This is a genomic window from Ruegeria sp. HKCCD7628 (assembly GCF_057221005.1).
The window spans coordinates 133622-146160 of the sequence record NZ_JBWVBA010000005.1; the positions used below are offsets into that span (position 1 = coordinate 133622).

Below are 12539 nucleotides of genomic sequence, written 5' to 3' on the forward strand. Positions count from 1 at the left end.
GAAACTACGAACCTATCCGGTGATCGCGTATATTCGTGAAATTCAACGTGCCAACGGGATAAATTGAGGACTGGACCGTGAAAAAGATCATAACGCTCGCACTCATGGTTGCTCTTCCCAGCGGCGTGCTGGCGCATTCCAAGGTCGAAGAAACAACCCCTGCCGACGGAGCCACAATAACCACTGTGCCCGCTGAAATTGGCCTCAACTTCTCTAAGGACATCCGGCTGACACGGATAGAGCTGGCCCATGAAGAACACTCGACCGTAAGCCTAGATTTGGGCGAGCAGACAAGTTTTGGTCAGGAGTTCACGATCCCACTGCCGAGCAATGGAACGGGCACCTATGTCATTGAATGGCGAGGCTTAGGTGAAGACGGCCATGCGATGCAGGGCGAGTTTTCCTTTACCGTGGAATGAGCATGCCAGATATTTGGGGTATTGCCGCAGTCTTCGCAAAGCTGGGGCTCTACATCGGCTTTGCGGGGTCCACCGGGCTTGTAATTGTTAGTTGCCTCTATTCCGGCGTTGTCGCACCGATAAACCTCGGGATAAAGCGCCAAGCTAGGGCCTTAGGGTGGCTCGCTCTCGCCGCAACGGTTGTTGGTTTCATGCTTCGTGGAGCCGCCTTAACAGGCGGAGTTGACGGCATGGTCGATCCAGAGATGCTTGGTCTGCTTTGGCAGACATCCGTGGGCGACGCCCTTGTCTACCGCCTTATCGGCGCAGTGATCATCCTTGTGGGGCTGTCTGTTCCTCGCTTTGGTCAATGGATCGCACTGTTGGGTGGCACAGCGGCTTTGTGGTCCTTTGCACAGATAGGGCACGTACCCGAACTCGAGAGTGTTGGCGTCCAAATCTTACTCCTGTTGCACCTGCTTTGTGTAGCCTTCTGGGCGGGCATCTTTAGCCCGCTACGGAGTATGGCTCTCATGCCTGAACACCTCACGGATGCTGCTGAACTAGGTCATAGGTTTGGGCAAACTGCCGCATTGGTTGTACCGGCCTTGATTGGTGTTGGCCTATGGATGGCTTGGCTACTTGTGGGCAATCTCCAAGGGCTCTTGTTCACTGGCTACGGGCAGGCACTGTTGTTCAAAGTGTTCCTTGCAGGGCTGTTGTTGATCCTCGCCGCTGCCAACAAGCTTCGATTTGTTCCCGCCATGCAAAGTGGAGAAGCAAAGGCAGCGCGTCACCTCGCCCGATCTATCGAGGTTGAGACAATAGTCGTATTAGCGGTTCTGGCGACAACGGCAACACTCACGAGCGTACTAACGCTTCCGAGTTAAGGTAGGTAGAGATGAACAAACACCTTTGCGCACTCGCAATATGCAGTATTGGAACTAGCGTCGCTGCAGATCATGAGTTGTTAGATAGAGACCAAGCTAGTGGGCAGGAACTCTACGCGGAGCACTGTGCCTCATGCCATGGAGCTAATCTGGAAGGCCAACCCAACTGGCAGACACCCGACGATGACGGAGTGTTACCTGCTCCACCACATGACGTGACAGGGCACACATGGCACCATGATAACCAGCTACTGTTCGAGTATACTAAACTAGGTGGGGCAGACGCATTGGCAGCACGCGGTATCAAAGACTTTAACAGTGGCATGCCCAGCTTTGAAAGCACCATGACTGACGAAGACATATGGGACGTGCTGGCCTACATACGCTCCACTTGGCCCGACGATGTTCAGCAAATTCAGGCCAGCCGTAACCTTCCGCACCAGTAGAAGACTGTAGGCCCAGTTTACCGACAGTACACTCGCTACCTTACGCCAGCGGCAATGTGCGGATGCGCAATCTCAACCGACTAGTTCAGCCTGCAAAATTAGAACTCAGCTGTCATCGCGGTCTCGACGGCATGGACGCCTATACCGACAATAATTCCGACAAAGATCAGCCCAACAAATGCGTTGATAACGGCCAAAGCCCGGCTCGCAGGTTTCTCAGGTTTAATGTCGCCGTAACCTACCGTGGTAGCGTTTATAAACGCGTGGTAGAGGCTCGATCCAGTTGACCAGCCTTCGATCTTGCCAATCGATATCCCCAGTGTGCTAACCAGAACCAATAAAAACACAATTATGGGTGACAGGTAGATTAGGTCGTAAAAGAAAACCGATAGAAACGTGCAAATGTAGCTGGCGTCGCAACCCATAGCGAAACTCTACCTCTCTGCCGGTTGGGGCCTAGTTGAATACCAATGTCTTCACCGGAAGCAGGATGGCTTGCGCACGCAAGACAATTGCATTTGCTATACCCATGCCATCCACAATTCTTGCAATGAAGGCGGACAGGCCTGTGATCTCACCAGCGTCGATTTCCTTTGCTCGGCTCGTATAAGCAACGCCAACGCACGCACTACCGGGCGGGATGCTATCAAGATGCTCTGGAAAAATAGGTGCTAGGAACGCTGTAACTGTACCGGGTCGCGCTCGATCCTGCTGATCCAGCAGCGCATCACCCGGTCGGAACTGCCCCGCAGCAATCGCCCCTTGCACGTCATCCACAACCATCGGGACGATGGTCAACGGTTTAGACGCGCAGGTAATTTCCACCAGCATACCCGGCTTTAGTACACTGGCAGAAATCTGACCAAAAGCCGCGATAAAACGCCCCTGCCCCGTCACCTCAGGCACTAAAATCCCGGCAGGGCGTAGAATTGGGTTAACGATATCGCCCGGCTTAAGGAGGAACTGAGTTACGGTCCCATCCACCTCGGCAAACACAGTGGATTTTGATATCTCGTTCTCCGACTCGCTCAAAACCGCACGTGCAGTTTCAAGCTGGGCAGGTAGAAGAGTGGTTTGGCGCAATTTGGCACCATCCAGCGTGGCCGTAGCGGCAGCACGCTGACTTTCCGCGCCGGACACTGCTGTTTGCAAGCGTTCCAGTTCCTGCTCACTAACAACGGAGTTGTTTCGCTCCGCCAGCTCCAGACGTCGCTCCAAATCGCTCGTAGCCTGTGCAAGGTCAGCTTCCGTCGCCTCCACCCGAGCGGTGGCGCTCGCGACTTCCGTTGCGGTCAGGCCCAAGGCCGCCTCAATCTCTTCGATACGACGCTGAGCAGTTTGCGCTGCTGCCTCCTGCCGTGTGGTGTCCAGTCGGAAAATGGCCTCGCCAGCTAAAACGTCTTCATTATTGGCAACATAGACTTCCGCAACCCGCCCCGCGCGATCCGACAGAATAGTAATTGTGCGAAACGCCGCAGAGACATTCCGCGTTGAGGGGTGGAAATAGAAGATCACCGTGATCAGCGTCACAGCCAATATTGCACAGGCGGTCAAACCCCACCGCAATTCATACCAGACATTGAACAGGGTTATTTCGTGCCCCCAACGCTTGCCTTGCTTATAGCGGCGATACAGATAGTCCGGGACGATTGTGATCAGTGCAGAGAAGACCAACTCAAGCATCGTCGCTCTCCGAGACGTCTACTTCGGTCTTGAGTGGAAAGATTTCATGCAACGGCACGGCGGCGATCAAAATAGCCGCGATCCAGAAAGCGTTGTTCAGGGTGAAGAGAGAGATCAACCCAAGCACACCGACCAACTGCATTTGGACCTTATGAGCACCTGCTGCCATGCGGTCTGGAATGGCCTGTACGGTGAAGTAGAGTGCACCAAAACCCAGCAGCACTATGACTAGAACCAATCCGACAACGATCAGAAACCCGTCTGTCTCCCCCGGAGGTGTGACCCAGAATGGGAGCCTCGCCATCGCCTCATCAGAAATAGAACCGTTCACCTGTACCCCCAAAAATCCAAGTGATCACATTCGAATATAACTGATTGAAATCAAAAAGACCAATCTCGCTGCAGATAGCGAAGTGGCTTTGATACGACTTAGTACGCCGTGAGTAAGGTAGTTGCCGAGCAGACCTGCACACAACCGCTCCACATCGTTCGCAACACTTCAAAATGGAAAAAGCAGTAGGTCTGAACAGTAGACCAAGCAGGGCAGTAAAGAGGTTTGCACGCTTTGATGTGCACAGTTTGCCGGAAGAGGTTGTGCATATTGGAGTGTGACAATAAGGTGAGACACACTGCAAACCAACACACTGCAATAGTGTTTACTATCAGCGCATTAGGCGTTTGGCGGCGTTTCCCCTAGACTCCACCAAAACCTAACTGGAAAATCCTCCTTAGTTCTTCCATAAATCTGCGTGTTTCTTCCATTTTCAGGCTGACGCGGCGTGTCGCACCTGGCACACGATTTTCATCACCCGCTATCGGCCCGGCTGTATCAATTGGCTGGGATCGCATCGTTGCAGGTTTGCTATTTGAGATTTTTTGTCAATCTTGCGCTGGTCGTTCTGCGCATGATTTGCGGCCTCGCGGATCGGATTGGGATTTTAGGTTAAACCGATCAAGGGCGAGTTTGTCATTCTTTGAGCGTGCTACGACCCTGAGCAACCGTAACCAGCATGCACGACTTACGGCTCAATCGCCGCAACCACCCCCATCGCCCGAACCACAATCACCTGCATCGTCGTCGGCAAACGGGTCGCCGCTTTCAAATATCAGCGTGAGTTCACTTGTCGACGTCAGGCTGTTGAGGGCGATCACAAAACAAACGACCGGTACAGTCAGCCAAAGAACTCCAAATAGTAGATTGTCACTTTGCACGATGGAGCTACCGCCGATGCCAATGAACACCGCCAAGAAGATCAACATCAGAAAAGTTCCAAGCCTGCCTTTTTGTCTCCAGATCCCTTTTGGGGGCGCTCCGAACAGGGCCGAATAGGCTTTGACGGTGGCCTTGTAGTCATCCAGATGTTGCGCGCCCAGGCTACCAGGATTGTGGTGCACGGGCTTGCCCAGCTTCTTGCAAAAGACATCCCAATAGTCGCGACTGTGCTGCATATGCAAATGCCACACCAAATCCACCGCCTTCGAGGGCACATTACGCTCGTGCCGTGTAGCACAAAGATACATGAATTTTTGATATTCGGCGATTGCTACTTTGGCGGTATCGAGAGAGATGCGGTATTCGTCCATCAGTTGTTCAATGAACGGTTTGCCTGCAGCATCATCAGGCATCTTGTGCGTCTTAATCAGCTCCCATAGCTGAATATTGAGAGAGGTCATCGGAGCCTCCTGTGTTTTCTCTTTTTCAGTTTTTGGCTATCGCACAAATATGACAAGTATGTGACACGCTGGTTCTCTCGGGCTGCGCGGACATTGCCGCTACCAGAAGCCCGGAAGACCCCGCCGTGTAAACTCCAGTTGCCCTTGAGGGAACGGTGTCCTTCTCAGGGTTTTTTACTAGCATCGCAACCCGTCAGTTCAGCTCCGATCGTAGGTGTGTGAGCGGCAGACGAAACAGATGACTCGCTTAACATGGGAACGTTTGTCCCGCTGAAATCATAACCATCCAAAGCGTCAGGACAGCCTCACGCGGCTTTGTCCACACCAAGGTGGAAAGTATCGGCGTGTCGTTCGCGAAATCAATCATCGTTATGATCCGCATTTTGACGGCATTCGGCACATCGACCGAAAGTGGCGAAACAATCTGATCGAGAGTTATCATGCCGCCATGAAAAGACTGTTTGGATACCGCCAAAGCTTTCGCTCATTGCGAACGGCCAAAGCGACCCTAAGCGGCCTGGAGACCCTCAAACAAGGCCACATTCGTCACAAACGATCAGGCATTCTTGGAGAGCTCCAGTTCATCGCAAAGCTATTCGAAGCCGCGTAGTTCATCGACGCTCGCCCGCGCAAATCCAGACCAAATAGATTAATGCAACAGTCCCCTTCGTCAGCTTGTAAGTAAGCTACATTTTGGACTTTTATTCAAAAATATTTTTACACAATTTGATCCCTAACACGTGTTCAAAATGCGACCATAAGTTGAATTTAGCCCGGTTCACAAAATTTCCCCTGACGATAGCTTCGACTCACAAATAGAGGAGAAAGTGAATGGCTAAGAAACCTAAGTTAACCACCGCATTCGGGGCCCCGGTCCCTGACAACCAAAACATCATCACAGCAGGTCGTCGCGGCCCCGCGTTGCTGCAGGATGTATGGTTCCTTGAAAAAATGGCGCATTTTGACCGCGAAGTGATTCCGGAACGCCGCATGCACGCCAAAGGTTCCGGAGCGTACGGAACGTTCAAGGTAACCCATGACATCACTAAATTCACTCGCGCCAACATCTTTTCCAAAATCGGAAAGGAGACAGAGATGTTCGTTCGATTTTCAACCTTAGCGGGTTAGCGCGGAGCGGCAGATGCTGAACGAGACATTCGTGGCTTTGCCATGAAATTCTATACTGACGAAGGCAATTGGGATCTCGTCGGCAACAACACCCCGGTCTTCTTTTTGCGCGATCCGCTGAAATTTCCCGACCTTAACCACGCGGTCAAACGAGACCCGCGCACAAACATGCGTAGTGCAGACAACAACTGGGATTTTTGGACTAACCTACCTGAAGCCCTGCATCAGGTCACCATTGTGATGTCGGATCGTGGCCTACCCGCAACCTATCGGCACATGGACGGTTTTGGTAGCCACACATTCAGCCTGATCAATGCAGACAACGAACGCTTCTGGGTCAAGTTCCACTTCAAAAGCGCGCAAGGGATTAAGAACCTGACCGATGCCGATGCAGCTGAAATCGTCGCTGCAGACCGTGAAAGCCATCAGCGTGACTTGTATGACAACATCGAGCAGGGCAATTTTCCGAAGTGGACAATGTTTGTGCAAATCATGCCCGAGAAAGAAGCGGGCAGCTATCACATCAACCCGTTCGATCTGACCAAAATCTGGCCCAAGGCGGACTATCCTCTGATCGAAGTTGGTGAGTTCGAGCTGAACCGGAACCCCGAAAACTATTATGCGGAGGTTGAGCAGGCCTCATTCGCGCCCTCCAGCGTAGTACCAGGCATCGGTTTCTCACCGGATAAAATGTTGCAGGGGAGGCTGTTTTCCTATGGTGACGCAGCTCGCTACCGGCTGGGCGTGAACCATTCGCAAATTCCGGTCAACGCGCCGCGTTGTCCTTTCCATTCTTATCACCGCGATGGCGCGATGCGGGTCGACGGCAACTATGGGTCTACTCTGGGTTATGAACCGAACATGTTCGGAGAGTGGCAAGAACAGCCCGATTTTTCCGAACCGCCCTTGTCGCTTGAGGGTCAGGCCGATCACTGGAACCATCGCGAGGATGAAGACTACTACTCGCAACCCCGTGCCTTGTTTCAATTGATGACTGCAGATCAGAAACAACAGCTGTTTGACAACACAGCGCGAGCCATCGCTCCGGCTCGTATCGAGATCAAGCACCGTCACATCCGTAACTGTCATAGGGCCGATCCGGCCTATGCGCAGGGCATCGCGGACGCGTTGGGGATCAATCTCGGCGATGTTGCAGACCTGTAACGACACCCGGCCCGGCGTGCGCTACGCGGTCGGGCTTTTTCACAATTTCAGGACTTTCTCTATGACAAACTCTCACGACCGTCTTTCAATAAACCGCCGCACCCTTTTGGCAGCGGGGTCCGGAATGACCGTAACCGCAGCTGTCCCGGCAGCCGCGCTAGCGTTTGATACGCCGCAGGATGACTTGTACCATCAAGTTGCAACTCTGATTGAGGAGCTTGAAAGCGATCATGGCTCGGGACTTGCTGCCGTCAACTGGTCGCGACGCCATATTGCCAACAAATTGCGCGCGGCTTTGAATCTACCAGTTGAGAAACCCGTGTTCGATGCTGACTACACTGAATTCTATAAGAAAACCTTGTAGGCGTGACTGGAGGGCAGAGCTAATTGTGTCCGTCAGCTAGTCTTTCTAGTTGCTGCGGACCGCTCTGCTGACATGCTCCTCGGGCTTTCGTCCGAGACTTGACACACATTGTGCACACAAATTCTTGCTTACCGCATCGCAGAACTGTGAGCTTCCCCCCAATTACTGGACAGTCTGCGGCGTAGATTAAGCTACTTTTTTGCTCCTGCTGATCGGTTTGTTTTTTCTTTTCGCAGCCAATAGACCACGGCTGGTGGCTTACCGCCAAGAGCGGGATGAGGACGCTTTCGCTTGTGGAACACGATCCATTTCTTAACGCCCGCTTTTGCATCTGATCCGGTCTCTCAGACGTGCAGGTAGACGCATTCGCATTTCAACGACCACCAGAGCCGCTCGACAAAGATGTTATCGAGGAAGCGGACCTCCGTCAGCAGGTGTTTCCCGCGAGTTCTATTAAGGATCGGGAGACAACGACTGGTGCCTCCCGAGAATTGATTTCTACTGTGACATCCCGCCTTCGGTCGAAATCTGTTCTTCAACGTGAGACTGATTGGTTATGTCCGAACCCCGCGGAGGATAGTCCTTGAACGTAGATAGGTGGTTTTGGACGATTTTGGCAGCAGGACCAAAGGCCCACATTTTGTTGCCCATCCACCGTGTATACATCCCCGACTCTTCGGCCGCTTTTTCGTAGGGATCGCGACGCAGGTTGAACAGCAAAGGAGCGTTCAGCTCTTCTTTTGGCCCTGCCCAACCTTCGGTCTGGATCGTAAAATGTGCTTTCCAATCGCCATGGCGCACGGCTTGCAGATCGGGGCCCTCATAGTAGATGATCTCTTCCCGGTTACTCTCCCCCTCACCAGTTAGGAACGACAGTTGGTTGTACCCATCCAGGTGCACCTGATAGCCCTCGTAACCCTCCAGCAATGAACCGGTCAGATCATCGGGCCCGCCAGCAGCGGCAACAAGGGTGGGCATCCAGTCAAGACCGGCAAAAATACCGTTGCTCACAGTTCCGGCAGGAACTTTACCGGGCCAGCGAATGATGGCGGGGACGCGGAAGCCGCCTTCCCAGGTAGTGCCCTTTTCGCCATGGAACGGCGTTGTTCCACCGTCCGGCCAGGTCATGGTTTCCGGTCCGTTGTCAGACGTAAAGACAACAATAGTGTTGTCCGAGACCCCCAATTCTTCCAGTCGCGCCATGACTTTGCCCACGTTGTCGTCCAGCTCTTTCATCACGACGTCCTGCAGGCCGCGCCCGTCACCCAGCATGGCCTCGTATTCGGGGCTCAGATGCGTCCAGACGTGCGCGCGCGCCGGGGCCATCCAGACAAAGAACGGCGTTTCGCTGTCGACTGCGCGGTTGATGAAGTCCAGCGTGTGGGCTGTCACTTCGTCGTCCAGCGTCTTTTGCCGCTCGGGCGGGGCTGGGCCATCGTCGATGATGCGTTGTTTGCCAACCAAACCCCAACGCGGATCTACCGTTTCATCGACTGTATCCGTGGCATAGGCATGAATGATGTTCCGAGGGCCAAATGTATCGTTGAAGTTCTGGTCCTTAGGCCAGTCTGGATCGGATGTGTATTCCATCGCGTTCAGATGATAGAGCCAGCCCCAATATTCATCGAAACCTTTCACCGTCGGCAGGAATTTGTTCATATCCCCCAGATGGTTCTTGCCGAACTGCCCGGTCGTGTAACCCAGAGATTTCAGCATATTGGCCAGGGTTGGATCATCCTCGCTCAGACCTTTTTCAGGGTCTCCGGGCAGGCCGACCGTGTGCATTCCGGTACGTACCGGCAACTGTCCGGTGATGAAGGCGGATCGACCGGCAGTGCAGCTTGGTTGCGCATAATAGTCCGTCAGCCGCATACCGTCGGCGGCCAGTTGATCAAGATTGGGGGTTTGGATGCTTTTCACACCCTGATGATAGCTGCCAAGACTGGCCCAGCCGACATCGTCGGCCATGATGACAAGAATATTGGGCTGGTCGGTTTCGGCCAATACCGGCAGGGCACAAACCGTCGCCGTGGCCAGCGTGGCGGATACCGCAATAGATCGAAGAGCGAACATTGTTACCTCTGTGGACTTAGAAAAAGATCTCGATGGTGGAAATATCGAAGGGTCCATCAGGGATAGCGATTGAGACTTTCTTGTCGCAACAGAGCTTTACCATGATTTCATATTGTGAAATCTAAAACACGAAACTTGAAATGAAATTGGCCGCACGATGAACGAAAACGCATTGACCGCCTTTCTGGTATTGGCGGAAACCGGCAGCTTTCAAAATGCGGCTCGTGTGATGGGTGTCTCGAACGCGTCCTTGTCCCGCTATGTCGGGCAGGCTGAGGATCAAACGGGCCTTGTCTTGTTCCATCGCAGCCGCAACAGCAGCACATTGACACGCGCGGGGCAAGAATTTCTGCCAATTGCGCAGGCGCTTCGTGAAGATTTGAACCGCTATGCAACTCGCGTGGCTGGATTGCGTGAATCCGGGCCGGGCACTTTGCTAATTGGGTGCGGGCCGCTCACCACAAAAACTTTGATCCTGCCTGTCTTACGCGTCGTGCGACGGGCGATACCTGACCTGCGTTTCCGAATTCTGGTAAGTGCCTACGCGCGTCCACTAAACTTATTGCAGGCGGGCGAATTCGACGTGTTCCTCGGCGATCTGACTTACACACCCGAAGCCGAAGACGTCGAGATCATGGTGATGGAGAAGCAAACTATCCAATTCGTCGCTCATCGAGATCATGAGATTCACCAGCGCGGTCCGCAAACCATGGCAGGTATTTTCGACTTTCCCTTTGCGTCACCGCATCTGCATAAACACTGGAAAGCTGCCTTGACGAAGGCACTTGGTGGCGGTGTTGAGGCCGTCGAAAAGGTCAATTCACAGCCGCATATCGAATGCGACGACTACAACCTCCTGACCGGGCTGTTGGCGGAGCCTGACTTCGTGGTGGGAGGGATGCCGGACACGTTCGCGGAACTGATCCGCACAAAGACTGTCAGACCCGTGTCGATGAAACAGAATTTGACTTGGAACATCTGTGCGGCGCGCAAGTCGCAGAACACATCTGCCGCAGTTGAATTGTTTTGGAATGAGCTTGTTAGTTATAGGGCATGATCGGAGCGCCTGCCGTGCTCTCACCGCAACGCCCAGACCGTAAATCTCTTCAGCTAACGGAAGTGGTACAGCGCCTCGAGTGTTCTCAATCAGCCGGAACATGTAACGCAACTGCATGTGCTCTTCTGGCAGCGCCAGTGGCCCCTAAGGGTCAAATTTTCTGACACGCAGCAGTGCCGGTGTTTCACTGGATAATTTCATTGCGCAAACCGTTTTTTCAAAGGGGCGGGCCACATCGATTGCATCGGCTCATCAGTATTGTTTCGGTTAAAGGAACTGATAGGTGGTTTGAAACAGACGTGGCCAGCCAAATTCTGCGGGGGTCGTCGGCCGCTTAGTCGATCGATCCAATCATCATTTCCCCAACCAAAGGCATATTGTGTAGGTCACGGCCGCTAACAGCCGCGAACGCAACCGAGTTTGCCGTTCCCAGAGGACAGGTCGCCAGTTTCATCGCCGTACCCACAAGTTGGATGTTCTGATAAACCGCGCCAACCTCTTTCAACACCAACGCGTAGGCCAAATCGCCATAGGCCGCTCGGACGGCAGTCATATCCGCAGAGAGCAGTAGCAGAACTTGCGTATATTCAGAGCGGTTTGCCGACGCGGCGGCGTCCTTCAGCATGCTACACAACAGGGCGTTAACTTCTGCGATCATGTTAAGGCCATGCTCAGCACTGTCATAGACGTACAGACCGGCTTCTAGACCTTCGCAACGATTGACCAAAAGATACGCGGTCAACGCGTAAAGGCCGCCTCCGCTCGGATAAGAATGGTGTTGACCCAACGGATGGAAACACCGGAACAACAACTCGCTCAATTGATCCTTCGCAATTGGTGTGCGCCCTTGTTCACGGCGGCTCTGGCGATTGCGGGACACCACGGCGAACGGAGGATCACCTGCGGCAAGGGCGTCTACATCATGTTTCGGCAGGACTATTTCCGGGTCATTGCCCGGGGCTTGGGTTGGGCGCTGTGCTGCTCCGGTTTTGCCAATATGCGCGCGGGTGAACCCTAGGCGGGTGCGCTCGACAAATAGGGTTTCGTGAACCGGCGCAGCGGGTTTTTCGTCGCACTCCAGCAAACCGCACCAAGCAAACAGGCAGATAACAGCCTCGAAAACTTCCTGCTCAATCTCGGGCACACTGTTTGCTGCATTTGCGGAATCTGATCCGGCAGAGAGCTCGAAAATCAGCGGTGACAGTTTGGCGTCCAAAAGTTGCATCGAAGCCCAGCTTCCTGGTACCCGCGCCTGCAACCCTTGCTTTTGCGGAGACAACAGTGTTTCACGAGACAGCCTAAGACCGTTTTTAGGCGTGAAATTCGGAAGGCCCGAGACAGGGGAGCGTTGCGGAACACAAACCGCGATAGGCTTGTCATCCTGCATAACGAACCGACAGAGAAACCCGCGTTGATCCAGACGAAACAAAAACGATGCACAGACATCCTCTGCCTCCGGGTTTCCGGATACGAAATTCGTGAGGTCTGTTTCACTCATAAAGCCCAGCGCAAGCTTCTGGGCAAGCGTCACATGGGCATCGTCTGTCAGGTTGATCGACCCCATCGGACTATTGAGCCTCGTTTCCCCCGCTATCGTTTCCAGCAGAACATCAGGCGCCAGCCCATAGGCCCAGATAGTCGGTCGCTCCATCATATTCCTCC

Annotated in this window: 11 protein-coding genes and 2 pseudogenes; 7 read left to right on the plus strand and 6 right to left on the minus strand. The window is 53.5% G+C overall.

The window, feature by feature from the left end:
- Nucleotides 1–77 precede the first annotated feature (77 nt).
- From AC2TAD_RS13025 to AC2TAD_RS13035, 3 genes are read left to right on the plus strand one after another with little or no spacing between them, the layout of a single operon-like run.
- On the plus strand, nucleotides 78–419 hold the full coding sequence (locus tag AC2TAD_RS13025) for a copper resistance CopC family protein (RefSeq protein ID WP_480846994.1): 342 nt from the start codon (nucleotides 78–80) through the stop codon (nucleotides 417–419).
- Between the two features lie 2 nt (nucleotides 420–421).
- Nucleotides 422–1288 carry a copper resistance D family protein gene (locus AC2TAD_RS13030; protein WP_480868140.1) on the plus strand — a complete coding sequence of 289 codons (867 nt, stop codon included), beginning with the start codon at nucleotides 422–424 and terminating at the stop codon, nucleotides 1286–1288.
- Nucleotides 1289–1299: 11 nt separating this feature from the next.
- Nucleotides 1300–1734 carry a c-type cytochrome gene (locus AC2TAD_RS13035; protein WP_480868142.1) on the plus strand — a complete coding sequence of 145 codons (435 nt, stop codon included), beginning with the start codon at nucleotides 1300–1302 and terminating at the stop codon, nucleotides 1732–1734.
- A 98-nt stretch (nucleotides 1735–1832) separates the two neighbouring features.
- Here AC2TAD_RS13035 and AC2TAD_RS13040 read toward each other — a convergent pair whose 3' ends face one another.
- The 4 genes from AC2TAD_RS13040 to AC2TAD_RS13055 form a co-directional block, all read right to left on the minus strand.
- The gene (locus tag AC2TAD_RS13040; protein WP_170754865.1) at nucleotides 1833–2159 is read right to left on the minus strand and encodes a potassium channel family protein; all 327 of its coding nucleotides are present in this window, start codon (nucleotides 2157–2159) and stop codon (nucleotides 1833–1835) included.
- 31 nt (nucleotides 2160–2190) lie between these two features.
- Nucleotides 2191–3417, minus strand: coding sequence for an HlyD family secretion protein (locus AC2TAD_RS13045; RefSeq protein WP_480868143.1), 1227 nt, complete (start codon nucleotides 3415–3417; stop codon nucleotides 2191–2193).
- Nucleotides 3410–3748 carry a hypothetical protein gene (locus tag AC2TAD_RS13050; RefSeq protein WP_353391499.1) on the minus strand — a complete coding sequence of 113 codons (339 nt, stop codon included), beginning with the start codon at nucleotides 3746–3748 and terminating at the stop codon, nucleotides 3410–3412. The genes AC2TAD_RS13045 and AC2TAD_RS13050 overlap by 8 nt, the downstream gene beginning before the upstream one ends.
- 695 nt (nucleotides 3749–4443) lie before the next feature.
- Nucleotides 4444–5091, minus strand: a complete 648-nt coding sequence (locus AC2TAD_RS13055; protein ID WP_480868146.1) for a glycine-rich domain-containing protein — start codon at nucleotides 5089–5091, stop codon at nucleotides 4444–4446.
- A gap of 334 nt (nucleotides 5092–5425) precedes the next feature.
- Here AC2TAD_RS13055 and AC2TAD_RS13060 point away from each other — a divergent pair.
- From AC2TAD_RS13060 to AC2TAD_RS13070, 3 genes and pseudogenes are all read left to right on the plus strand, one after another.
- Nucleotides 5426–5701: pseudogene (locus tag AC2TAD_RS13060) on the plus strand (DDE-type integrase/transposase/recombinase); the annotation flags it as partial.
- Nucleotides 5702–5922: 221 nt separating this feature from the next.
- A pseudogene (locus AC2TAD_RS13065) lies at nucleotides 5923–7383 on the plus strand (catalase).
- A 61-nt stretch (nucleotides 7384–7444) separates the two neighbouring features.
- Entirely contained in the window at nucleotides 7445–7747 is a 303-nt protein-coding gene (locus AC2TAD_RS13070; RefSeq protein WP_480868148.1) for a hypothetical protein, read from the plus strand.
- 498 nt (nucleotides 7748–8245) lie between these two features.
- Here AC2TAD_RS13070 and AC2TAD_RS13075 read toward each other — a convergent pair whose 3' ends face one another.
- Nucleotides 8246–9820, minus strand: a complete 1575-nt coding sequence (locus tag AC2TAD_RS13075) for an arylsulfatase (RefSeq protein ID WP_480868150.1) — start codon at nucleotides 9818–9820, stop codon at nucleotides 8246–8248.
- A 157-nt stretch (nucleotides 9821–9977) separates the two neighbouring features.
- Between AC2TAD_RS13075 and AC2TAD_RS13080 the strand changes: the two genes are divergently transcribed.
- Nucleotides 9978–10877, plus strand: coding sequence for a LysR family transcriptional regulator (locus AC2TAD_RS13080; protein ID WP_480868152.1), 900 nt, complete (start codon nucleotides 9978–9980; stop codon nucleotides 10875–10877).
- Between the two features lie 334 nt (nucleotides 10878–11211).
- On the opposite strand, the gene AC2TAD_RS13085 is transcribed toward AC2TAD_RS13080, so the two are convergent.
- Nucleotides 11212–12528 carry a SagB family peptide dehydrogenase gene (locus AC2TAD_RS13085; RefSeq protein WP_480868154.1) on the minus strand — a complete coding sequence of 439 codons (1317 nt, stop codon included), beginning with the start codon at nucleotides 12526–12528 and terminating at the stop codon, nucleotides 11212–11214.
- Between the last annotated feature and the right edge of the window lie 11 nt (nucleotides 12529–12539).

Coding starts and splice junctions, on each gene's coding strand:
- AC2TAD_RS13085 (WP_480868154.1), bottom strand. CDS start 12,528: ATGGAGCGACCGACTATCTGGGCCTATGGGCTGGCGCCTGATGTTCTG.
- AC2TAD_RS13035 (WP_480868142.1), top strand. CDS start 1,300: ATGAACAAACACCTTTGCGCACTCGCAATATGCAGTATTGGAACTAGC.
- AC2TAD_RS13045 (WP_480868143.1), bottom strand. CDS start 3,417: ATGCTTGAGTTGGTCTTCTCTGCACTGATCACAATCGTCCCGGACTAT.
- AC2TAD_RS13040 (WP_170754865.1), bottom strand. CDS start 2,159: ATGGGTTGCGACGCCAGCTACATTTGCACGTTTCTATCGGTTTTCTTT.
- AC2TAD_RS13055 (WP_480868146.1), bottom strand. CDS start 5,091: ATGACCTCTCTCAATATTCAGCTATGGGAGCTGATTAAGACGCACAAG.
- AC2TAD_RS13075 (WP_480868150.1), bottom strand. CDS start 9,820: ATGTTCGCTCTTCGATCTATTGCGGTATCCGCCACGCTGGCCACGGCG.
- AC2TAD_RS13080 (WP_480868152.1), top strand. CDS start 9,978: ATGAACGAAAACGCATTGACCGCCTTTCTGGTATTGGCGGAAACCGGC.
- AC2TAD_RS13070 (WP_480868148.1), top strand. CDS start 7,445: ATGACAAACTCTCACGACCGTCTTTCAATAAACCGCCGCACCCTTTTG.
- AC2TAD_RS13030 (WP_480868140.1), top strand. CDS start 422: ATGCCAGATATTTGGGGTATTGCCGCAGTCTTCGCAAAGCTGGGGCTC.